22 protein-coding genes are annotated in these 23,372 nt (G+C 60.2%); 5 read left to right on the top strand and 17 right to left on the bottom strand.

The features are described from left to right. Positions 1–69: 69 nt before the first annotated feature. Entirely contained in the window at positions 70–417 is a 348-nt protein-coding gene (czcI, locus tag D9X30_RS07775; RefSeq protein WP_137924345.1) for a CDF family cobalt-zinc-cadmium transporter CzcI, read from the bottom strand. Between the two features lie 314 nt (positions 418–731). Beyond that, positions 732–1,382 (bottom strand): heavy metal efflux RND transporter CzcN, encoded by a 651-nt coding sequence (czcN, locus tag D9X30_RS07770; protein WP_011229344.1) that lies wholly within the window; start codon positions 1,380–1,382, stop codon positions 732–734. Between the two features lie 250 nt (positions 1,383–1,632). On the opposite strand from czcN, the gene D9X30_RS07765 reads away from it, so the two are divergent. Then, on the top strand, positions 1,633–2,091 hold the full coding sequence (locus D9X30_RS07765; RefSeq protein WP_004635330.1) for an MgtC/SapB family protein: 459 nt from the start codon (positions 1,633–1,635) through the stop codon (positions 2,089–2,091). Between the two features lie 107 nt (positions 2,092–2,198). Then, entirely contained in the window at positions 2,199–2,996 is a 798-nt protein-coding gene (locus tag D9X30_RS07760; RefSeq protein WP_223506409.1) for a hypothetical protein, read from the top strand. A 241-nt stretch (positions 2,997–3,237) separates the two neighbouring features. On the opposite strand, the gene D9X30_RS07755 is transcribed toward D9X30_RS07760, so the two are convergent. The 3 genes from D9X30_RS07755 to D9X30_RS07745 form a co-directional block, all read right to left on the bottom strand. Next, positions 3,238–3,942: a hypothetical protein gene (locus D9X30_RS07755; protein WP_150982286.1), complete on the bottom strand. Its 705-nt coding sequence runs from the start codon at positions 3,940–3,942 to the stop codon at positions 3,238–3,240. A gap of 89 nt (positions 3,943–4,031) precedes the next feature. Beyond that, positions 4,032–5,432 (bottom strand): alkaline phosphatase, encoded by a 1,401-nt coding sequence (locus D9X30_RS07750; RefSeq protein WP_150982287.1) that lies wholly within the window; start codon positions 5,430–5,432, stop codon positions 4,032–4,034. Between the two features lie 29 nt (positions 5,433–5,461). Beyond that, complete coding sequence (locus D9X30_RS07745; protein WP_150982288.1) at positions 5,462–6,916, bottom strand: alkaline phosphatase; 1,455 nt, start codon at positions 6,914–6,916, stop codon at positions 5,462–5,464. Between the two features lie 277 nt (positions 6,917–7,193). On the opposite strand from D9X30_RS07745, the gene D9X30_RS07740 reads away from it, so the two are divergent. Beyond that, entirely contained in the window at positions 7,194–7,475 is a 282-nt protein-coding gene (locus D9X30_RS07740) for a DUF4148 domain-containing protein (protein WP_150982289.1), read from the top strand. Positions 7,476–8,266: 791 nt separating this feature from the next. On the opposite strand, the gene D9X30_RS07735 is transcribed toward D9X30_RS07740, so the two are convergent. The 8 genes from D9X30_RS07735 to D9X30_RS07700 form a co-directional block, all read right to left on the bottom strand. Beyond that, entirely contained in the window at positions 8,267–9,223 is a 957-nt protein-coding gene (locus tag D9X30_RS07735) for an adenine nucleotide alpha hydrolase family protein (protein WP_223506408.1), read from the bottom strand. Positions 9,224–9,319: 96 nt separating this feature from the next. Beyond that, positions 9,320–9,874, bottom strand: coding sequence for a hypothetical protein (locus tag D9X30_RS07730; RefSeq protein WP_150982290.1), 555 nt, complete (start codon positions 9,872–9,874; stop codon positions 9,320–9,322). 33 nt (positions 9,875–9,907) lie between these two features. Then, a complete protein-coding gene (locus tag D9X30_RS07725) occupies positions 9,908–10,192 on the bottom strand; it encodes a hypothetical protein (protein ID WP_150982333.1) in 285 nt (94 codons plus the stop codon). Between the two features lie 368 nt (positions 10,193–10,560). Beyond that, entirely contained in the window at positions 10,561–12,885 is a 2,325-nt protein-coding gene (locus D9X30_RS07720) for a sbcc family protein (RefSeq protein ID WP_150982291.1), read from the bottom strand. Beyond that, the gene (locus D9X30_RS07715) at positions 12,873–13,388 is read right to left on the bottom strand and encodes a hypothetical protein (RefSeq protein WP_150982292.1); all 516 of its coding nucleotides are present in this window, start codon (positions 13,386–13,388) and stop codon (positions 12,873–12,875) included. The genes D9X30_RS07720 and D9X30_RS07715 overlap by 13 nt, the downstream gene beginning before the upstream one ends. Positions 13,389–13,564: 176 nt before the next feature. Then, positions 13,565–15,016: a metallophosphoesterase family protein gene (locus D9X30_RS07710; RefSeq protein ID WP_150982293.1), complete on the bottom strand. Its 1,452-nt coding sequence runs from the start codon at positions 15,014–15,016 to the stop codon at positions 13,565–13,567. Positions 15,017–15,111: 95 nt separating this feature from the next. Continuing rightward, positions 15,112–16,434, bottom strand: coding sequence for a recombination directionality factor (locus D9X30_RS07705; RefSeq protein ID WP_170292646.1), 1,323 nt, complete (start codon positions 16,432–16,434; stop codon positions 15,112–15,114). Further along, entirely contained in the window at positions 16,383–16,694 is a 312-nt protein-coding gene (locus tag D9X30_RS07700) for a DUF7696 family protein (protein ID WP_150982295.1), read from the bottom strand. The genes D9X30_RS07705 and D9X30_RS07700 overlap by 52 nt, the downstream gene beginning before the upstream one ends. A 650-nt stretch (positions 16,695–17,344) precedes the next feature. On the opposite strand from D9X30_RS07700, the gene D9X30_RS07695 reads away from it, so the two are divergent. Then, positions 17,345–17,893, top strand: coding sequence for a hypothetical protein (locus tag D9X30_RS07695; RefSeq protein WP_150982296.1), 549 nt, complete (start codon positions 17,345–17,347; stop codon positions 17,891–17,893). A gap of 633 nt (positions 17,894–18,526) precedes the next feature. Next, on the top strand, positions 18,527–18,937 hold the full coding sequence (locus D9X30_RS07690) for a bactofilin family protein (RefSeq protein WP_150982297.1): 411 nt from the start codon (positions 18,527–18,529) through the stop codon (positions 18,935–18,937). 100 nt (positions 18,938–19,037) lie between these two features. On the opposite strand, the gene D9X30_RS07685 is transcribed toward D9X30_RS07690, so the two are convergent. The 4 genes from D9X30_RS07685 to D9X30_RS07670 all read right to left on the bottom strand — a co-directional run bounded on the left by D9X30_RS07685 (position 19,038) and on the right by D9X30_RS07670 (position 23,013). Continuing rightward, positions 19,038–19,412 (bottom strand): hypothetical protein, encoded by a 375-nt coding sequence (locus D9X30_RS07685; protein ID WP_223506403.1) that lies wholly within the window; start codon positions 19,410–19,412, stop codon positions 19,038–19,040. 276 nt (positions 19,413–19,688) lie between these two features. After that, positions 19,689–20,660, bottom strand: coding sequence for a DUF932 domain-containing protein (locus tag D9X30_RS07680; RefSeq protein ID WP_150982299.1), 972 nt, complete (start codon positions 20,658–20,660; stop codon positions 19,689–19,691). A gap of 459 nt (positions 20,661–21,119) precedes the next feature. After that, the gene (locus D9X30_RS07675) at positions 21,120–22,670 is read right to left on the bottom strand and encodes a flotillin family protein (RefSeq protein ID WP_150982300.1); all 1,551 of its coding nucleotides are present in this window, start codon (positions 22,668–22,670) and stop codon (positions 21,120–21,122) included. A 64-nt stretch (positions 22,671–22,734) separates the two neighbouring features. After that, entirely contained in the window at positions 22,735–23,013 is a 279-nt protein-coding gene (locus tag D9X30_RS07670; RefSeq protein ID WP_228771103.1) for a hypothetical protein, read from the bottom strand. Between the last annotated feature and the right edge of the window lie 359 nt (positions 23,014–23,372).

Raw genomic sequence — 23,372 nt, 5'->3', positions numbered from 1 at the left:
GCACCAAGGTATTTGACCAGGAGAATTCGGCGAGAAACGATAGGAGAAAAAGAGTCGTCGTCTCGCCGATCAAGCGAGACGCTGCCACTGAGGACGGTCGGGAGCCCTGGCATTCAGAGACGAGAACTCGGACGCATGCTGCGTATCGGTCACTTCGACCCGATTAGCTATCAAGACGTCCTGCGTCTGTCCATACACAAACGGGAGGGAGACCAGATGGCACACCCCGCAGTCTGTATCCACGAATGGCTTTTTCTCGGCATCCGTTTTACCTTCCGGCTGCTGATGACGATGCTCGTGGTGCCCAAGGTGCCAAGTGGCCGTGGCTTTCTCGTGCTGACAATAGCGTGCCGCTGCCGCCCAGGAAAACTGGAACGGCAAAATGAGCAGCACGAAGATCAGAACGAAACGTCGCATTCCTTGGGAGACTGTGCGGGGGGCTTGGGGTTGAAGTACTAACGGCTGGGCCGTCGCCGAAGTTTACATGAATCCTCGATCACCAGCATTAAGAGCAGATTACGATTATCGCTTTCGCCTGCTCGTTTTGGGGTGCCGCTTTCGCCCCTCATCAGTCTTACGCTTGGGGGCGGGCCCATGCTTCCACCGCAAATAGACAGCGAACCCCACATACAGGACGATCAGGCCGACCAGCATCACGAGCATGCTCTCGACGACAGAATCGGAGACGTGAGCGTAGTGCATGGCTGTACGTGTATGCGGAGTTGCCCGCATCAGGCAAGCGTCACGACCGCCCGGAGGACGCCGGCGTCATGGAACAGATCAAACGACTCCACGACCACCGACAGGCCGAGAAACCAGACCGAGTCCGCAATATTGCGTTGAAAGGAAGACACATGGACCGTCCATGTCGACTCCCCCCTATACAGCGACAGACGGGGAAAGAACGCTGGTGTACGGCGTGCGTATTCGGCGAATTCCGGGAAGGCGGAAGCCAGAAAGCGGTCTTCAGTCCGAATCACTGCCGGGTACATGAGCGCAAATGCGAGCGCCAGGACTGCGGTAACCGCCAGCGACTCGGTCATCGCCCCTAGTCCGAGAATGCCTAGCAAGTTGCAGACATAGAGCGGATGGCGACACAGTGAATAAGGGCCCGAGGTCACCAAGGTATTGTTCTTGCGCCCGGAAATGTACAACGCGCACCAGAGCCGCCCGACCGTGGCCAGGCTCACCCCCAACATCCCCAGCGTCAGCAGCAGCGGCGACACCCAGGTACCGTCCCACCGGGAATGGCCAAAGAGCAGGCTTGCCAGGACAAACGTTACGACAACCCGCCAAACGCCAATGCGGTGGCGTGTCAGGAAATTGTCCAGCGCCCTCGAGAGACCAGCGGGGTGGGACGGGGAGATAGAAGAATCGGTCATGCGGTTCGGGGGCTGGAGGAGAATGTCGCGCACTTCGAGTGGACACACTGGCGCGAAAACGAGCACTAATGGCCGGCATTCTAAGGTTGCCCTTCCGTTGTCAGGCTTTATTGCCGAAATGTAATACGTTGTTAATCTTGCCCCCCAGGCCAGCGAATCTGGTTGTGTCATAGCTCGGCAATCTGACAGTCATCTTCTGGGACATAGACTGTCTTGGCCATTTTCAGGACACACCCAGAGACGCTCCGCAATGAACGACATCATCCGCACATTGAGCTCGGAATTCTCCGATCTCGCTAATGCTGCCGAGGCAGTACGTGCCGTCGTTCGAATGACCGTCTCTATCGTTTTGGGGGGCTTGCTGGGGTACGAGCGGGAGAGCTCGGGAAAATCCGCAGGCGTGCGCACTCACATGCTCGTCGCGCTGGGGGCATGCGTTTTTGTCGTGGTTCCCCTCCAGGCGGGCGTGCAGCTTGCCGACATGAGCCGCGTGCTTCAGGGTCTCACGTCAGGCATCGGATTCCTTTGTGCAGGGGCGATCCTGAAGCCGGACAATGAGACACACGTCAGGGGGCTCACAACTGCCGCGAGCATCTGGATTGCTGCCGCGATCGGCGTGGCCGCCGGCATGGGCCATGCGGTGACGGCCATCGTCGCGACTGCCTTCGCACTCATCGTGCTCAGAATCCTTCAAATGTCGAAGAAGTAAGACTCCCACTGCTCCCAAGCCACGTGCAGCGCGAATGCGCCAACTTCAGGTTCGGCCAGCATTTCCCAAACGTATGTGCCCGCCTAACAGTACGCAAACTCCATTGCATGAGAATTTACCTGGATTACAGCCTCTTTGCGCACCTTCACGAGGGCACGAACCCGGCTCTGCACGCCAAAATGGGCGCGCTGTCCGATCGACATAAATTTCCTTACAGCCCGACGCACATGGAAGAGATTGCCTCGTGGCTCGCAAGACCTTCGGATACTCCCCCGCTCGATCGGTTAGCGGCCGCTTTCTGCAAAATAGACGATGTTTCTCGAATTAGCCGGAACGTGCAATTGTCTCCGACGACGTTAGGCCCGATGGTTACGAAAGAAGAACAGCCTCTCGAGTGCTTTCTTCGGGTCATGCGGCACTATCGCAAAGAGCCGGTTGTCGAGAAGAACGATTGGTATACGCGGGATTTCGTAAAGAAGACCAACGTTGGCGGAGATCTGGCAAACCAGATGTCCAACCAACCAAGCGAGTTCCTGGCCAGTCCGGAGGACCGAGAGAACCTCCGGTTAGAACTGCTTCTTCGAAGTGATCTGCCGCTGATATGCAGGGCCCATGGCGTCAACGACATCTACTGGCCCACGATTTCCTACCATTTCCCCGTGCTCCAGCGCGCAATCGAACTCACCATGGGCTTCTTGGAAGAGACGTCATATTTGCCTGAGCAAATCAGACAGTCACGCTCTCTCGAGCATGACGTGGCCCACAGCATTTATGCCAGCGGCTGCGAGCAGTTCGTCACCAATGACAAGCGCCTTTATGACAAGGCGAGGGTAACCTACACGTACCTGAGCATCCCCACGGAGGTGTTGATGCTTGAGGATTTCGTTAGCAGAGACTATGCATGAAGCCTCGCGGTCGATTTTGCGAGGTACTTGGGCGGCCGCACTCGTGCGTAGCGCCGGCCCCAGATAGTCATCACAGGAAATCGGTGATCCCAAAAAAAGATCCCTTGCTATATGCCGCTCACAAGGGATCGAAGCTCTTCGCTTACGAGACCGCGACGCTTTTGCGGTTCCGGGCGTAGAGCGGGATGCCAAAGCCCTGGCCCCAGTCACGAAGGGTCGTACCGTCGACTGCCCCGGAGTATCAGTCCAGCAGGTCGGAATACTCGCCCTGCGAATACTTGCGGGCGCGCTCCCATGGCGCCGAGGCGGGCAGTGTCACGCGGCTGACCCGCGTCATCTTGCTCTGGGTGCCGTCCATGCTGCGTGACTGCACCACACGCGGATACTGGTTCGCCACGTCCCATTGCACCGTCAGCCGGTCGTTGCCGCGGCGTGCGCTATAGACCTGCACGCCATCGCGCACCGGGCCTTCGGCCTTCATGGTCTTGAGCAAGGCCGGATCGAGCAGATGGCGCGCCGCAGGCCACGATCCATCAAATCCGACATTGCCGTAGTCCCCCTGGCCGACTTCGAACGTGCGGCGCTTCTCGTCGCTGACGAGCCGTACCAGCAGCTTTCCGTCGGGCTGGCGCGCGATCCAGCGGGCCGCCGTGGCGGTGTCAAGGTGCTTGTGGCCGTTCTCCACTTTCTCGCCGGCATGATGCTTATGCTGGACAGCCGCGGGAATCTCGCGCTCGATCCAGACAGCATCGCCACTTCGGTAGACCTGCTCGTTGAAGGCGATATCACGCTTGACACCGTCGTTGCCGAGCACCGACAACTCATGCTGTACGCGCAGGGCCAGCGGCGCCGTGTCGGCCGTGCTGGCGGCACCGGCAGCACCAGCGATGGACGTGGCGCCCGCCGCGAGCGACGCCAACAGGAAGGTCTGAATGAAATGCTTCATGGGTATGACGGGAACGATAGAGACATTGCAACGACGATGCGCGCGCACCGGTAACCAATGCGCGCGCATTCTGGGCGACAAGACCCGGCTTACAGACCGGCCGCCGACTTCACAACACCAAATACCTTGGTGTTATCGAGCGTGCCTTTCAGTGGCGCACTGCCAGGCCCGGTCGAGAACAACATGACGTCGCCGCCACCGTGCGTTTCCGAACCCGGGGTACCCAGGTTCACACCCACTTCCTGCAGGTAACCGTCGGCGGTCGTGTCCACCAGCGACGGGTCGTCGCGTGTAGCCTTGCGCGGCGTACCGCCGTTGCCGAACACCAGCGTCGTGTACGGCATGCCGTCGGCCGCCTTGGCGGTCTGCTTCGTCTTGTAATCCGTGGCAGTGGCCAGGATCGGGTTGCCACGGTGAGAGTAGCCGTTGATGGTCATCGTGTGGTCATGGTCAGCCGTGACCACAATGATCGTGTTCGACAGGTCCACCAGCGACAGCGCACGCTTGATGGCGTCATCGAAGGCAATGGTGTCTTCCAGCGCACGCTTGGCATTGGTGCCGTGCAGCGCGTGGTCGATACGTCCGCCTTCCACCATCAGGAAGTAGCCGTTGCTATTCTTCGACAGCAGTTCGATGGCCTTGGCCGTCATATCTGACAGGCTAGGCTGCGTGGCACCCTGACCCCGGCCCGCCACACGGTCGATTTCGTACTCGAGATGGCTTGTCGAACTAAACAGGCCGATCAGCTTGGTCCCGTTGGCCTGCGCCATCTCGTCACGGGTCGCCGCAACGGTGTAGCCCTTTGCCGCCATTTCCGTCAACAGATTGCGGCCATCGAAACGGCCACGCGTATTGGTGGTGGCGTCGTACGGCGTCCAGTGGTTGCGGCCGCCGCCCATCAGCACATCCACACCATCGCCAAGCGCGGTGTTGAAGCCCACGCCACCCGGCACAGCCTGGGCCGCGATATGGTATTGCGCATCGCGGTGGCAGATATGGGAGTACGTGGCGGCGGGCGTGGCGTGCGTCAGTTCCGTCGTGGTGATCGCGCCGGTGGCCTTGCCCTTGGCCTTGGCCAACTCCAACAGCGTTGGTACGGACGTGCCGTTAGTCGGGGCGCAGTTATTGATCGTGCGGTTGCCGTTGACGTCGGCGCTCGGGGCGGTGGCCACCGTGTTGGCCGACATCGAGATGACCTCGTTGTTCATCTTCACGCCGGTCATGTAGGCCGCCATCGACGGTGCGCTGTCGGTAGTCTGCGCGTCGTTCGAGAACGTCTTGATGCGGGCGGTGCGGCGCAGCGATTCCATCGTCAGCCGGCCCGATTCACCGTACTTGTAGATGCGCGATGCGGTGACCGTGGCGGGGCCCATGCCGTCGCCCAGGAAGAAGATAACGTTCTTGGCCTCGCCCGCGGCGTGCGCCGGCAGGGACAGGCATGCGCTGGCGGCAGCGGCGGCCAGCAGACCGATACGGGTCGTGATTTTCATGGTCGGTATTCCGTTCTGGTTGCTGGGGCTCAGAGTCCGATCGACTTCTTGATCAGGCCAAAGACTTCGGTGTTGTCCATCACACCCGAGAAGTTGGTGGCGCCATTGCCCATCGCACCAATGAACACGTCAGTACCGCCGTGCGTTTCGCCGCCCACAGGCATCGGGATCACGGCCTCCTGGTGATAGGTCTTTTCGTAGACCATCACGTCGGTCAGCGCCGTGCGCGTGGCAGGACGGTTCTCGCCGTTGCCGAAGCCGATGATCGAGAACGGATTGCCGCCGCTATCGAGTTTCAGGGAACCGGTGACGTAGTCCTTCACCAGACCGAGCACGCCCGGATTGCTATCGCTGGTCTTGCCCGTACGCTTGGCGTAACCATTCAGCACCAGCGTATGGTCGTGGTCGGCGGTAACGACGATCAGCGTGTTCTTCAAGCCCGGGTCGATCACATTGAGCTTGTCGATGGCGGCCTTGAGCGCGTCGTCGAATGCGGCCGTATCCTGCAGCGCCTTGCGGGCCGTGGTTTCATGCAACGCGTGGTCGATACGGCCGCCTTCCACCATCAGGAAGAAGCCCTTCTTTTTTGCGGCCAGCACGTCGATGGCCTTGCCGGTCATCTCGGCCAGGCTCGGCTCCTTGGCCGGATCGCGGTCGAGGTCGTATTCCATGTGACTGGAATTGAAGAGGCCGACCACCTTCGAATTGCTGGCCGTGATCTTGTCGAAGTCGGTCTTGCTGGCGGCATAGGTGTAGCCAGCGGTCTTCAGCTCGCTGACCAGGTCGCGGCCATCGGTACGCTTGCCACCCGCAGTGGTTGCCAGGAAATGCTGGCGGCCACCGCCGAAGATCACGTCGACACCGTCGCCCAATGCGCCATTGAAGCCTGCGTTCGACGGCACCAGTTGCGCGGCGATGGCATTCTCGCCGTCGCGATGGCAGATGTGCGCGTACGTGGCTGCCGGCGTGGCGTGCGTGATGCGTGTGGTCGTGACCACGCCTGTGCCGTAGCCGGCAGCCTTCATCTGTTCCAGCAGCGTCGGCACGGCAGCGCCATTGCCGCTGGACGGGCAGGTGGTGTCGGCACCCGACACGTAGGCCTTGCCGCTGCCATCGGTGGCGCGAGTTTCCGGGGTCATCGAGATGACCTCGTTGTTCATTTTCACGCCGGTCATGTACGCTGCCATCGACGGCGCGCTGTCGGTCACCTGCGCATCGTTCGAGTACGTGCGGACAAATCCGCTCTCCGGCATCGTGTCGATCGTCAGATCGCCATCCTCGCCAACCTTGTAGATGCGCGCAGCGGTGAGCGTGGTCAGACCCATGCCGTCGCCCAGGAAAAAGACCACGTTTTTGGTCGGAGCCGCCGCCTGGGGTGGCGACGTGGGCGTAACGGGGGACCCTCCGTTGTTCGAACCATCACCGCCGCATGCTGCGAGGGCGATCGACATCACAGCCGGCACAACTGCCGCAATTCTTCTCATTGTGACTTCCTCCCTGATTGGAGACGAGAGGATGAAGCAGCAATATGGCGACTACATGACACATTGACTGCTATGCCGTTCAAGCTGTCACGTTGAACCTTTGGCTCCAGTAGATTCGACAACCGCTCGTTGTCAACATTACCAACTTGTAATCAACATTCAACGAGTCAGAAGCCTTGGATCGCTATAAAGGAATCGACCGCCATCTCAGATCAGATTGCCGGTTCAATCCCTTAAAGGCGTATATTCGGCATCAGCCGGGGCAGGAGTCAGTCAAATGAAAGGTCTCGCATTTGCCATCGTTCTATCGGCCAGCATTGCGCTGCCCGCCTTTGCGCAAGGCGGCAGCGATTCCTCACAGAGTCGCAGCCGTGCAGAGGTCAAGAAGGAGCTTGCAAAATCCAAGCACGACGGCACATACACCAAGAAGAACGGCGAGTACCCGCCCAGCGAGCAGACGGTCAAGCAACAGAAGGCCGATCACGCAGCATCCATGCATTCTAAAGATGCCGCCAACCCGGCATTTGACAAGCATGACGAGCCAGGCGTCCCTCGATAGCCGATAAACCAATGCCCATACTCGGAGGCCGTGGACAAAGAAGCCCACTGCTTCTCCAAATATTCACCGTCGCACAGATCCTCTATGGACCGCTCACTGAGCATGAACAGTCAATCAAGGACGCTTGGGCGGAGGTCGGTGATGGGTCGCGAGCCGCCGATCGAGCCTAGCCAGCCTGCGAAGGTGGACCGACGGCCGGGTCCGGCCATTTTCTGCCGCTCGGGCCTGTCTACCCCGTGACATTCAAGCGTCGGCTCCACGTAGATAACAAACGCAGCCTCTCGGCCACACTCGGCAGCGGCGCAGATGATCGGGGCAGCGTAGTCAGGATGTGGCCCAGGAGAAGCGACCGTCGCATCGATCACACCGATATGATTGGCGTCGCGTCGGTTCGGAAGCTGTCGCTAACATTCCGCACACTTTTCGATGGCCGCAGACTCTGAGTCCGACTGCAAGCGAACCCTTCTCGCCCAGCTTGTGAGACACCGCAGCGTGCGGTTTGCCTCGTTGAGGCCGATCAGTCGCCATACTTAAGAATTCTCATTGCGAGGTGCGCATATGACAACGCCCCGAGGCTGAAGCCAAGGGGCGTGGGCGTTGTGGGTTCCTTCCAGATCAGGCCAGCACCGGAGTCATATGGCCGGCCTATTGGTGCCGAAGGCGGTGCAGACTTGCAGTGAAACTAGAAAACGGATCGTCGACGAAAGTGACTGGCCGGCTGACAAGAAAGTCGTAGAACCTTACGGAGGAAGGCTCTACGGTCGATAGGAAGCTTTCCATCTACGACTTTCTTAGTCAAATTTATCGGACTTTATTGTTTCGCCACACCGAATAAAACGATTCAGGCGTTGCAAACCACGTGCATACGCATAGCGTTCGTCGAACTCGATCATGTTGGCGAGGCTCTTGTCTTCAGCCATTTGACAAACATGGCAACCCAGGCGCGCGCCACACTTACCCTGCTTTCGTGCAACGCCCTCAAGAATCGCGTCTGCCACAACAGCGCAGCCTGTACCGACCGAATGCGCATAGATGCGGCGCATATCCTCAAAATCCGAGAACCCGGGCAAAGCTCCACCGCCGTATAGCCCGACAGCTTCCCAGACGTCATCATCGGACCACCGCGAAATCGGGCTCAACACCAAATCCCCGTCCTTAATCGTCATGGCCACTTGATCGGACTCGCCGCGCGAGCGCATAGCTCCAGCCCGTCTCGCGCTTTCGACATACCTGGTGCCCAAGCACGTCACGGGTACCGGCAGGCCCTTTTCTGCTAACTGCCTGAACAGCTTCCGCCGAAAGGACCGTTGCGGAGTAATTTTCAAATCAGTCGAACAATCACCATGGGTGCCGGGGAAACTCGGAAGTCCGCGGCCGGATAACACCTTTAACTGAAAGGTCGAGGCCATTGATGGTTGGACAACCTTCGCGATCACCTTGAAACCGTGGCGCTTTCCAAACTGAAGCATGCGGCGCAATTCGGCACGGTAGTGCTGAGCAACCTCAGGTGATTCGACAAGCGTATCGCCCGTCGTCGCAACGATGATCGGTTTGCCTCCCGAAGCACGATGAAGCATGGCTGCGTGCAGTACCAGCGCAGCCACAACGCTGCTGTCCTTCCCACCGCTAAACGCCACGACAATGGGATGTCGCTGTTGGAGCAAAGATGAGATGGTCGCGATAGCCTTGTCGATCTTGCGCTCAATGGGTTCGAACGCGCCCTGCGGGAACAAAGAAATAGTTTCCATGATGGCCCAATAGAACGGGGCCGCCCCTACGGGCGGGCCCGTAGGGGTTAAAAGAAAGCTGGGTTACAGCCACGATGGCCGGCGCGCCGGCGCCGCCTATCGGCTTACTTCCGACATCAACGCGATCTCGAAGAGCACGTAGCGTGCAAGCGCTGACTGCACAAGTTCTCCCTGTTGGCCAGAGAAGAACTGACCCGCTGCATCACCATGCTCGATGCCCAATTTGTCCTGGACAGCCGCGCAAGCAGCGTTCATAGCTAGTTCCACCAATTCGGTTACGAGTAGCGCGTTACGTTCGATACTGCTGGACATCCATTCGCCAAGCGCACGTCGCACAACTTCCGCTGCCTGGTTGAACGTTGCGGTGCTCGATTCCGAGTTGCGCGGAAACAGTTGCAAGAATTCTCCATCTTTGTTGCAAAGACCACCGAGACACCGCGTATGCAGGTGAGGCTCCAGCTCAGCAAACGTCGCTGTCGTGGGCGGGACCTGCCCGGCCGCGACGCACACCTTAATTTCGTTTTTACCCTGCTCAACAGCGCGAGCAATACACGCATCCTGCGCCGGCGTGAACGATGCACATGAGATTGTCATGATGAGGTTCCCAAAAAAGGAAAGCCCGCCAACACCTTTGGAGGTGGGCGGGCTCAATGAATAGACGGGTCCAAGACCCGGTGAACGAAGTTAGGCAGCTTTGCGTGCCGGCGGCAACAGGCCGAATTTGGCCAGCGCCTTCAGATTGGTTTCGATGTACGTCACCATGCCGTCGATCTTCACCGCGAGGTAGTGATCGAAGCAGGCGGCTTCCTGCGAAACCTCAACGTTTTTCGCAGCCTTGAACACCTCGAGCAGCGCATCACGTTCAACATTGTCGCCCTGCCATCCGAAGATGCGGATGAAGGTGTGAATTCGCCGCCGACGCGGCAGCAGCTTTTCGGCCTCTTCGGCCGTGACGAATACCTTTGGCATACGGAAGAGTAGGAGCTGGGAGGCAACACGTGCCTCAACTATCGGAAGAATCTGCGAGGACCGTATCCCTCCGTCAGAGGTAGACAATCCTCAGGACATCAGTCAACGGTGTAAGTTGCAACGCCAAGGACCAGCCCGTTCTGCTTCGATACGCGCACGCTGGTGCCGTCTTCCAACTGAGGAATCTGGCTAACAACTTCATCTGCAAGGAGCCGAAGGATGCGCGCAGCACGATCGGCCGTGGTTCCACGCGGGACTGCTGTATCGCATACTTGTAGGACAACTGTTAAGGGCATATACCTAGATCCAAGAAAAATGCCCGCTCCCTTTCGGGAAACGGGCATATGGTTAGTGAATGGCGCCGGGCGCTACTGCAACGCCAGCGCAACGACATCGATGACGCCGTCGGCGTCGTCGACCAGGTCGGGTGTCTGCGAGATGAAGTACTCCCGCTGATAACCGCCGACCCGCAGCACCTCGCGCTTCATCTTCATGAAGGCGCGCTTGCGCTCCGGATCCAACGGACCGTCCGCCTCATCGGTGAACAGCGTCTGGAAAGGCTGCTGCGCATCCTGCGCCCGATAGAGGGCGATTCCGCGCGTCAGGCACTCGTTGATCCAGACCTTTTGCCCACCCGACATCACACCGAACTCCTTCGTGGTGTCGTTATCGGCATCGATCACGTTGATGGAAAAGCCCTCGCGCATCTCGCCGCTGGCCAGCGCTGTCTGCGTCTGAATCGCGATGGTGAATCGCGGTCCATAGCAGGCCAGGAGCAAGTCATTGACGATCTGGGTAATGGCCGGGCCCGCGTCGTCGATGGACAACGCGATCACGCCATCGTTGCCCAGGCCTTTCGCAAGCAGCTTCCATTGCGCAATCTGGTCGGACAGCGCCTGCGCCTTCGCCTCGATTGCCGGCAAGCCGGCAAGCTCAACATCCAGACGCTCCCGCTCGGCCACCAACATGCTCTCCTGCCGAATCAACGCCTCGATCCGGCCTGCAATCGCAGCGACAGCCTCCCGGCTGACTGCAATCTGGCGATCCATCTGGGCCAGCATGCCGGTCACGTCCTCCGTGGCCAGCGTCGCCAGTTCCCGACGCACCGCTTCGAGTTGGGATTGCACGTCCGCGATATCGCGCTTGTGGCGCTCAGTGCGTGATGCATCCTCCTCGCTCAATGCCGCCAGATCGCGTTCAGTCTGCGCCAGTCCTTCGCGCGCAGCGTCTAGCAAGGGCTTCTTGGCGGCCAACGCCGTGAGTCGCTGCAGCCGTTGCTGATCGCTATCAAGCCGTGCCTGCAGTGCAGCAAGTTCAGCGCGCGCCGTAGCACACTCCGCAACCCCAGTTTGCATCGATTGCACCTGATCAAGCTTCTTGCGATAGCTTTCACGCAGTGCTTTCACCGATACAACCTGTTCTCCAAGGTTTGTCTTGGCATTGCGAGCTTGCGCCAGCAATGGACAGGTGGCGTGCATCGGATCATCACGGCAGGGAACGGTCTCGATGACGTCAGCTTGCAGCTTCAACGACTCAACAAGCTTCGCGCCCGCAACACCTTGCTGCTCCAGGCCCGTGAGCTCGGAACTAAGCGCCGCGTGCTGGACCTGCAGAGCATCGAGCTTCTCCACGACTACGCGCTGACTGGCGATTTCTGCCTGCCGCTGGCCAGTGGCCAGTTGCGCTGCATCCCTTTCGCCAGCAGCCGCCTCAATGGCCGAGGCCTCCGCCAATACCGCACGATGGCCTGCCGCTTGCCGATCTAGATCGCGCCGACGTGCAGCAGCACGTCCGGCGGCCGCCTGTTCATCGTTGGTCAGCGAGGCCGCACGCTGGTCCAAATCACCCTTGCGCTGGCTCAGTTCCCGCAACCGCGCTTCGGTACCGGCATTAGCAACTTGCTTTGCAGCAAGCGTCGCGCGCTCCTGCAGCAGCTTGGCGCCCTTCGCTGTCTCCTCGTCACGTGCATGGCGCTCGGCATCTAGGCTTTCGCCCATCTGCCAGATATCGCGAGCCACCACGGCCGCCCGCTCACGCTTCCCCGTGAGGGTCAGCATGTCGCGCTGCAGGGTGTCCAGCGAGCGGGTGAGCAGCTTGGAAACCTCGCCTGCTTTCGCAGATAGGTCTCGCAAGTGATCGATCCCGAGCAGCTCGGCGAGCAGCTTCTTGATCTCGCCTGGCTGATAGCTGGCGAGTGGCCGCCGGTTCTGGGCAGAAAACACACTGGTAAAGAACGCTTCGGGCGACCCAAGAACGGCTTCGAGACACCGGTTGTAGGTGTCCGCCTTGCCATCCGACAGCGTGCCGTCAGCCAGTTGAATCGGCTTCCAGTCGCCATCGGCGCTCTTCTCAAACAAGTAGTACTCGGCCTTGCGGCTCTTACCAGGGTTACGGAACGCGAACGCGGAGCGGTATGTCCTGCCGCCGTGCTCCCATTCCAGATCCTTCTCCGCGCGCGGGGCACAGAGATGGTCCCAGTACGAGAATGCGTCGGCCGACATCTTGCTCGCGTGGCTCGGCATGATCGGAAACGGATGCAGGTTGTCCATGATCGTTGTCTTGCCCGCCCCGTTGGGACCGACAAGGGCGATCAGACCGCCTGGCACCGCCGACAGGTCGACGGTGACGCTATCCCTATGCATGCCGTCGCGGATTCCGTGGAATCCCGACAGCGTCAGCTTCAGTGGGCGCATTCGGAAACCTCCGAGCCGTTGAAGGAATGGAGATAGTCGGACGGCACTTCCATGACGCTTTCGTCCCATTGCGGAATATCAGGCAGCGAAGGTGCATCGTGCTCCGGCTTACCGGCAATCGCCCGCTCAACTGAGCGGCGTGCGGCGGAAAACTGCACGCCAGCAAGCTTCATCACGGCGTCCCAGTCCTGCTGGCCGGTGAGGGCTCGCAATTCCAGTTCGCTCCACTGAGAGGCCAGACCGTTCGAGAATGACCAGATCAAGTCCTGCAGCTCTTTGGACGGCGCAACGGCAAAGAAGGTGTTTCCACCCGCCTCGCCCAAGGCCATCACCAGCATGTGGTCGCGCTTGGCGATCACGGCGCCGCGGCCGGGGCCGAACGGCTCATACATCATGCACTGCGTAAAATCATGTTGCTCGCAAAGGCGCTTTGCCATCTCCGAGCGGTTGATAAAGGTCTCTTCAACAAAGAGCCAGTCAGGACCGGCGTGGTAGAGAATCATGTGGCACTCCAGGCGTAGGACAGAGTGCGCCCCGGACGGGAAGCACCCGTCTGGGTAGATAGAAAAGAAATGGATACTGCGGGGTCGATGCGTCAGGGACGCGGGTAAAACCAGTTTTCGACAGCCACGAAGGCTGTCGGAACATGGCTCTGCATGTTCTAGGGATTGGCGTATCGCTACGAAAAAAGGTCGTCTGTCAGCCAGTTCATTGGCGTGGCCGTAGACGCGATGGGTGCTGCCAATTTCGTTGCCGGCACGGCAGGTATCGACTCAGGTACGGGAACAGTTTCATCCAGTTCCAACTCCCCCAGTTTCGCAACGAAGGGCAGCGCAGCAGCTTCTACAGCGTGCACCTCCTGCGTAGCAGGGATGGGGATCTCAGCAAGGCCAGCTAGCACTTGATCGGCAATCGCTTGTGCTTCGAGGTTTTCGAGCATCGACAGACTGTCCAGCAACGGATTAGCGTCGACGCCGGTCAGTTCACACCACCGCCCCAGCTTCTCGGACAAAGTTGCCGCCCGGCTGATGCCTTCGGCGCGACTGCGAACAGCCGGCAGGACACGTGCTTCCAGCTTGACCTCAGCACTGGCACCGAAGAGCGCCTGAATGGCCTCGCGATCCACAAGTTGGCGATGCTCCTCGTTGACCGTCCAGCGCACCCGCACGCACTTGTTGGCAGCGTCGGCGGCTATCTCGGCAAGCTTTGCCATGTCAGGCGGCCCGTCAAAGTCGATGCAGACAGTCTCACTCGCCGGCGTTCTCACCTGAGAAGCTGTAGCCTCGCCCGGTGAAACCCGCCATTGCAGATAGCCCTTCGCGCCGATCTCGCCGTAGTGGAACCTTCCGATGGACCCCGGATAGGCAACCACCCTGCCCTCACGCTCCCATTGCTGGGCGCGATGAATGTGGCCGAGCATGAACGCGTCGCAGTCGGCATTGAACAGTGCACCAATAGAGAACTCGTGGTCGAGTCCGGCCATCGGCACGCCGTGCTCCGTCTGGCAACCGTTGACTGTGCCGTGCGAGACACCGATCGTACGGACTCCCCGTGCCCGCCATTGACGATTCACGGCGCCTGCAGCGGCCAGATAGTCAGCCAGGTGATCGCCAATCGCCGTCGCAGCGCTTGCCACGCCGGCCGCAGCCGCCAACACGGCCTTGTTGACCGTGGGCACGCAGGTGAATACGACGTCCGGCGGACCGTGCTGCGTCAGCAGACTGTCCATTTCCGGCTGGCTGAAAATCGCGCCATCGCTAGGAAAGAACGACTCGCCAATCAGCGCGACCTGGTGAATCCGCTCTGCGACGTACACGGGGCAACTTGCTCCAATCAGTCGAAACAGATCCAGCGTGCCGGGCGGTTCGTGACTGAACGTTCCCTGCAACATCAACACCGGCATGCGGGCCGACAACTGGTGGATCCGTCGTGCCAGCGCGGAGAGCGCCGGCGTGTGGGCATCGAGCCGGTGATCCGTCGAATCGCCCGACACCACGGCAACATGGCAGCGACTTGCGATCGCGTCCTCTACCGCAAAACCAAAGCATCGATCCGATTCGGCCAAATGGCCGGGGGAATAGTGCAAATCAGAGAAATGCGCAGCAAGCAGGCTTCCGCCATCGTTGAGCATTGTGGAACCTCCAAGGGAATGTGCCGGCATGCGGCAAGAAAGAAGAAAGGGAAGCCCGTGGGCTTCCCTCAACTGCCGGCACAAGGCTGGCGATGTTACGTGGCGACGTCGGCGGCAATGGCTGCCACTTGCTCACGGAAAGCCATAGGGTTACCGAGGGCGGTGCGCAGTTCATCCAAGAACCGTCGCACATCCTGATCGCGCTTGGACCAACCGCGCCCGAAGGCCGCCGTTGCGAAAGCCTTCAGCTGGCGGCTGCCATCCTCGCTGTTGAGCCCAAGACGCTGCACAAGATCGAGATATTCTCTCTCCAGGTCCTGGTTACCCGCCTCTGTACTGGACGCGGGCGCCGAGGCATCGGCCTGACCACCGCCAGTTGCCGATGGTCCGGGCTGCTCAGCTTCAACGGTAGAGTCATCGGACTGGCCGTGCTCTGGCGGCGACATGTCCCTTTCGCCTTCCAGCATGGAGACAGCCTGTTCTGCCATCTCCAATGCCGGCGGGCGACGGTCCGAACCATCGAGCAGCGCAGCGATATCGATGTCTGCATCGAGCGTGATCAGCCACTGCATCTGGCGCACTGCCTTGCCACCGTCGTCGATGCGGCTGATCTCCATCTCCTGCTTTGACATCCAGAACTTGACGCCCACAAGCCTGCCGCGGGTCAACGCAATGGTCTGCATCGCGGCGTGTGCCTTCTGCAGGACATAGATCGACGTCGTAGGCATCTCGATGAGACCAAGGCCCGAGATGTTGGGCACGGCGAAGTAGAAGCTCGCCGAAAGGTTACAACCGCCGTTCTGGTACTGCGGGCAGTACTGGGGATCGCAGAGGCCGTCCGGAATATCGTCATCCTGGCGCAGGATTACTGTACGCCCGCCCCACGTCCGCTTGGCGCGGTCGGCCCGCGCGTTGCGCTCAGGCGGTGCATACATCTTGCAGTAGCGCTTGCCGTCGGGACCATACTCGGAAAAGTATTGCCGACCGCTCTGCGTCCATGCGACCAGTTGGTGGGGCATATTGCTCAGCCAATCGTCGAACGCGAAGATCACTGGAAAACGCCACAGCCGGTGTCCATTGCCATCACGGCGATCCTCGCCGTAGCGTTGAACGATGTGGTCAGCCACTGCTGGATTTGCAAAATCCGAGCCTCGACAGGTGAACCACGGCACGTTCTTGGGATAGAGCGCGTTCTTGATGCCGGTCACGCGATGGATTTCCGTCCCGATATGCTCGAACGACTTTCCCTGCGCGAGCAGCGCGTCGTGGAGCGCAACGGCCTTAGGATTGCCTCGCGCGGCGTTGGTCAGGACCTTAATGCCCGGGCGGATCTTACCTATGACAGGCGGCCGCATGGGCCGCTCTTCTAGCAGGCTTCGGCGTCCGCCGGGCTCGCTGTATGTGATGGGTGCATGCATTCGCTCTTTCTCCTATCAAGGAAACGAACGACGTTGGCCCGGATGGACGCAGCATGCTCCCGAAGGCGCAAGGCTATGTCTGCCCCGCGCTGGGTCGTTACTGAATTGAGGAAGGCCACTCGCGCGGCTTCCGGAAGACTGGCGACGTGAGCCGCCTCGCACAAAGTACGCCAGGCCTGCGGCATGTCCTTGTACTGCGGACGGCGCAGATCCAGCGTTGCCGCAATCGCGGCGGAAATCTCGGCGTTCTGGTGGTGCATGAGTTGCTCCTGGAATCGAGGTCTCTCACCAGAAACAAAAAAAGCCCGCCCCGGTTTGCGCCGGCAGCGAGCTTTGTTAGGCAGGAACCTGCAACGCCACGCCCCTTCCGGGGGCGTGGCATCGAGGGAGCGGCGCACGATTGCGCGCTACTCTATGTTGAGGACGTAAAGTCGCCCTCGTGCAGCATGGTCACGCTGCACAACAACCCTTTTCGCGAACCCACAGGTTCGGCCGCAGGTTCACGGATCGGCTCGACGTCTGCCGTTCTGCCTAGGAGGGGCCTTTGAGAGAGCTCCACATGGTCCCAGGCTCGAACGGTGTTCAGCGTGCGCTCATGAAGAGGCACAGCGAGAACGCGTATTACGAGCTGATGAGGGGAAGTGTTTGGCGAAAACACTTAGCACAAGAAGTATCCACACTGGTAGCCAACCAGTCGGCGCGTGCACGGAAGCACGACTTGATTCAACAGATGGACTCGCTAGGGAGTCAGGATCGATGCGTCAGTGACGCTAGGTGTGAAAGCATTGTGGCACAGGACTTTCTTTCAAAACTGACGAATGCTCGGCAATTTTGCATATCTTTCGAAGTCACTGCGTGTCCGTTCTTGTCCGACAATTCCGAGTGAGAGAGCATTCCAAAACATGGACAAATGGCCGAACAGGACCCACCCAAGAAGCCCGGTACCGGGCTCAGGCCCATCGAGCGCCTGAACAGCGAGGAACGCCTAAGTCGACTAACACCGGCAACGGCATCTGCAACCCACCACGCCTACTGCTCGAAGTTCGCACGCGACTTTCTGGACGCACATTTTTACTTTTGTTCCTCGAAGTTCGTCGTCGCACGAGGCGGCAAGGTCAAGGCGCTCGACGAAGCCTTCCGCGAGGCAGAGACCTGGTTCTCCAGCGCACTGGAGTGGATCGCTGATACCGAGAAGATCGAAATTCCCCTCTTCTACGAGGAAAAGGAAGTCCAGGTAAGCCATTCGTTCGCCGGGCGCCTACTGCGCCTGCTGATGCAGTACGACAAGATCTTCGCCGACACGCTCTATAGCCTTAACTGCGGCTCTATCACCGGTAGCCAGCGCGAGACTACAACGCAGATTGCCGGCAAGCGGATCAATGCCATTCACCAGATCTGCATCCCGGACACTGACCGGTTCAACCAGGACGGCACTCTTCTCAATTCCCCGCGGAGCTAAACCCATGGACATGCGTGAAATCGAGCAACTGCATGCTCACTACGCCCAACCTGCCCTGACCATCGACATTTCTCCGCCCAGCGTGCTGACGGGAGGCGCACCACTCAGCCTCGGAGGCCCTGTCGCTGCCCCAGCTGAGCCTATCTCTCACGCCTTTGGAGAGAAGTGGAACCGGAACCCTCGCGTACTGTGGTCCGTAGTCTTTGTAGTGGGTGCCGCAGCGATGTTCCTCATTGGCAGCTCACTCGGCAAGCGCGAAGCGCACGCGCAAACCAACGAAGCAGTCCCGACGGTCGCGGCAGCTAATGCCCTGCCGGCCGCATCCGAACCGGCTGCTCCCGTTGCGGTGGGCCACGAATGGCCAGCGCGGACCGAAAGGCCTGAGGTGACACCGACTGCCCTCGCCACGGTGCCCGCCGCCTCTGCCGTGTCTGCTGACAGCGCAAAGATTTCGCTGCCGAAGCAGGAACCGGCCAAGGCGCCCGCGTCGGCCGTTACGTCGGCAAGACCGATCACGTCGGCTCCCTTGGCAGCTGCCCCAGCGAAGTCCGCCGCAGCCGCGCCCGCGCAAGCTACACGTTCCACTGCTCAGCAAGCTGCGCCGACCCACGACATCAAGATGTTCTAGAGACGATGACTACTTCTCCAATCTTTAGTGTCCTGCGCGCCGGGATGAGCATTCACGGCGACATCACCGCCGATCACGGCTTCACCTGCCTGGCCCTTGTCACAGGCAACGTGAGTGCCAGTCACGGGCTGCTACACATCGGTCGTGGTGGCGTCGTGCACGGCAACGTCGACGGCGACCATGTTGTGATTGATGGCACCGTTGAAGGCGATGTGGTCGGACGGACTTCGCTCGTGATCAACGGACGGGTCAAAGGAAAGATCTTCTACGCCGGGACGATTCGGCTCGGGGAGAACGTCTCGCTCGAAGGTAGCTCCATCTCGCGTGTGCAAGCGGTGGGCTACATCCCCCCCCATACGGAGGGGTCCGACACGATCCACGTTGAGCAAGATGAAGAAGCGAGCACAGTGGCTTGAAGCGGAGAGAGGAACATGTTCCTCTTAAAAACTACGAAAGCTACGGTGTGAGGCCACTCTTTCAAAGACAAAAGGCCCGGCAATTTGCCGGGCCTTTTTGCTAGTAGACGCGCCGCAGGCTCATCAGCTCTGCTTGCGTGAAGACCCCGGGAAACGTGACCCAGGGAAAGTCTATGGCATTCGCAGGATCCCTGAAGGAGACGTAGGGAAAGCCTTCAGCCAACTGAACACGGAATATCCTCTGTTCGCGTTCCTTGCCTCGAGCCTCATACAGAAGTCCATGTATCAGGTCGAAAACAAGTGAGCCATGCCTAAATGCGGCGGTAGCGGACGGACCTTGCAAAAATCGGATATCCATCCAGCTGTCGTAGCTGAGGCTCGTGTGCTGGTCGCGGGTTTCGCTCTGCCACTTCATAAACAAGGCGGTGAACTGCTCCTTGCTAAAACGCGCCACGTCAGTGGGCTGTTGTTGCATGAGTCGCTCCAGGACTCGCTGCGCACTAGTCCCGGTCGTACTCCGGCATGCAGACTTGCCGCGGAGCTTCGCGGCATCTGCGTCCACTCCGCGAAATAGCCATCGCGGGTAACGAGAATAGAAATCGATAGAGACCATTGCAACGAGCAAAAGAAAAAAGCCCCGGGGTTTAGCCGGGGCTTCAGACCTGAAACGACCACTCCAGTACCAGACAACGGCATTGGAGCGGATCGCTTGAGGCAGGTTTAGTGGAAAGGAGGCTCCAGACCGGTGGTCTCAGGCCGCGTCAGTTGCAAGTTCGAGAGCCGCATCCCAAGCGCGCTGCTTGAGAATTGCGCCGGCGCCGAACCACGCCGAATCCAGACGGTTACCCGGATTGCGTGCACGCTGCTGGTGATCGACATACTCCGTCACGCTGTTCACGAGTCCCCAGGCGGTGCCTGCGGCCGATTCAAGCGTTGCACCACGGCCGTTACCTTCGAAAAGATTGAGCACTGCCTTGAGGCCGCGCTCGTTCATCTTGGGATTGTCCGAGGGCTTGGCAGTCGAGTAGGTGAAGAGACGTTGGAAGAACCGCTCGGTCTCGGCCTGGCTTACCTTGCGGTCCGCCAGTTGGTGCATGTTGGCCATGAAGCCATCCCACGACGAGATGGCAATGCCGAGCTCTTCCTTCACCGCGCGCGGATCGAACTGGCTACGGTGCGGGACCTTGACGGCGCCGCGGTTGCGGCCCAGCGCGATCTGCAGCGTGTTGTTGCACACCACGCGTACCGAGGTGAACTGTGCCGTGGTGGCCAGCGTGCCGTCGCAGGCCGTGGCCAGCAGCAGGTAGCCGCGGACCTCGTCACCGCCCTTGAGTGTGGTCGACTGTCCCGTGCGCGCGAGCGCCCAGAGCTTGCGGCCCTCTTTCAGTACCCCAGCCGTTTCCAGCTGGTAGCCGCCCATCTGAACAAGGTCCCGATAAAATTCTAGGATCTCGGCCGGCTGGACGACCTGGTACTTCTTCGAGACGGTCGATAGCGGCTTCTTGCTATCCGAGCGGTACAGCACCTTCTGCTCAGGGAACGACTTGATCGGATCGAGGTCATGCGTGCCAACGCGGAACATCACGTCGGTCTCCTCGATGCGCCAGTTCATGCCTGCGGCTTCGGCCCAGACTTCGAGCGGCTGATGCTCGGCCAGCCTGTTGCCCAGGCCGTGCCAGGGGGTTGCGCCGACGTAAGCCATGGTTTGAACGAGATGGGACATGGGATTGCTCCTTGGAATGGAATAACGCGAACGAGAGCGAGCGCTTTCGTTCGCAAATGGAATAAAGGGATAGAACAGGGAGAAAAGACGACGGCCGGGCTGGAAGCACGGTCGCCAGAGAGACGCTCGCCATCAACCGCCGGCGGCGATGAATGACAACGCGCCGCGTGGCTACAGCAAGGTGAGGTACATCGGAATCGTGGTGATGCCCACGGAGCCGTCCCATCAGGGAGCGGTCCCTGCGGGCGGTTTCAAGAGATGGCCGGCATGCCGGCGTTTGGGTCGATGCGTCGAAGACGCGGGTAAAACTCGGTTTGGACTGAACGTCTTTCAGTGCAAACAGAGCTCTGTCGGTAAGGTATCGTGAAAGCGCTATGGTGCAGCCGTCGAAAGCTCGACATTTGAATAGCTGATTTGATAAAACTCCCCCCCAGCCGTGATGGCCGAGGGGGGAGCGAATCAAGCAATCGCCTCAGGGAAGCTTTGCGTCAGGCGTGCACGCGCATAGTCCAACGTACCGTCCTTGGCGCGCAGCGGCCGCGAGATGCGCTTCACGGGATCGTGAATCCAGTAGCGCCTCACGCTGCCCCGCCTCTCGTCGACGAGCTTCGAGAAGCCTGCATTGATGCAGAAGTCGACATACTCGCGTCCGTTCATGGCCTGACCGGTTTCGATTCGGTAGGTCGTGCCCTCGGCGCGCGACTTCGCTTCGGCCACCGCGCTATCTGCACGCTTGCGCGCCTTGGCGGTGGCTTCCTGGGCCTCCCACTCCGCCTGCTCGGCGTCAGAGAATCCGCACAACTCGAACAACCGCCGGCGCCGTTCGGCAGCCGTGCATTGCAAGACGTCGACGCCGTACTCCTCGCGCAGTGCGCGCTTGGATTCGGTGTTCCAGTCTTTGGGACCATCGAAGATCTGCAGTACAGCCGCGACGTTGCGCTCCATGACGGCCAGAGCTACCCGATTGGGCCACTCGTAGCCATACGTGTCACGTCCGATTGCAGCCGCCCGTGTCCGCCGGTCAAACTCGCGCTGGCTGATACTGAAGGCTTCGCGCTCTTCTGCGGCCCTATCCACCGATGCCTGATATTGCCGCTGGCAAACCAGGGTGCGGATTCGCGCCGCCAGCTTCGTTGCTGGCTGGGCGTTCTCTCCCTCCAGAGGCTTGGGCGTTGGCATGGTCCGCGGCAGCAGGATGCCGGCCGCAAACAGCGCATCATCGACGTGCACATAGTGCCCGTCGCTCGGCACATCCCGTAGCGCGGCGATCAGCTTTCCGACGTTGTACGTCGTGATCTCCAGCTTCTCGCCACGCATTGTCTGGCAGAGCGCCTGCAGCACGCTGGGCGACAAGGCCCCGCGCAGCGCCGGCACTTCGATCAACGGGCGCATCCAGAACTCAGAGCGGGCATGGTGAGGATTTTCGCGATAGGTATTAATGATGCATTCGCGCACCTTCTCGCCACGCATCAGCGCGTAGGCCACATGGACTTCGTGACGGCAGTTGGGAGGCGCAGTCGGGTGATACAACGGCCCATTGGTGCCATAGCCGAACCGGCGGATGAACTCCCCGCAAATGTAGTCGGCAATGTCGAAAGACCCCTGCTCTTCGAATAGATCCGCTGTCTGGAACAACGGTCCTGTATCGTCCTGGGACATGTCGATGGCTTCAGCAGGAAAATACGCCAGGCGGCCGGCGGCCACCACGGCGCCCCACGCGGCCCGGCTCATCTCGTGCGGACGCAGGGTCTTGCCCCCCACACGAACGATGAAGCGATCGACCTCATCGAGGATCATGGAAAGGATCGCTCGACGGGTACCGACCGGCCGCACGGCAAAATTGCCGCCGGTAAGTCGTTCGACAGGGATCGCGCCGCGTTCCACGTGGCGCACTGCGATGTCTTCGACGCGCGGCACGGCCTTGCCGTCGCGATCGTCGTTCAGGTACTGCAGCACGCCGGCGAGCGTCGTGCGATGCTCGGCACGCTGGCCGATGTGAATAACGTACATGGATGGCTCCGATACGGAGCATGCCCCTTCGGGGACATGCCCCGAGAGGGTTGGAAGGGATGGCTTATGCAAGCACCGCCGTTTTCGCGTCGTGGATTGCCTGTAGGAGATCAATTGAAGTGATGCGCCAGACGGCACCACGGGCGTTGCCTACGGCAAGCGTGCGAACCGGTTCGAAGCAATCCGAATCGAGCAATGCCACCACTGTGGACATTGGCAGGCGCCACAGGCCGACAACCACCTCATTGTCCGCAAGCGTTTCGCTGGGGACGTTGCTAGTAAAGGTCTCGTAGAGGTCGCCGGTCTTCGATTCGATCAGCGACAGCGCAGCGCGGTCGTTCACCGCATACAGCCCCACTGCGATGTGCAAAGGGCCAGGAGAGCCGGCTAGGCCAAATACTGTTCAGATACGAAGCACCGGCACTGGCTGATGCCGCAAATGGAGCGCTGCGCCGCGATGCCGAACATTGAAGTTGCTCATCTTGCGCTTGACGCCGCGCGGGTTCAGGCGCCCACGACTGCTCACGCAGCGCCCGCGCGCGATCTCGGCCAGCAGGGCCTCGCGCCAGGCAGGCAAACGCTCAGGGGGAAACGGCCGCAGCTTGCGGCATCTTGCGCTTGATCACGCGCACGGCGTGCATGAAGCTCAGGCGATCCGGATCGAGTTCGCGCGCCCAGGCCGCCTGCGCCATCAACTGGCGA

Source organism: Cupriavidus sp. U2, from assembly GCF_009663685.2.
Lineage (GTDB): Bacteria > Pseudomonadota > Gammaproteobacteria > Burkholderiales > Burkholderiaceae > Cupriavidus > Cupriavidus necator_C.
This window is presented reverse-complemented; position numbering and strand designations above follow the sequence as displayed.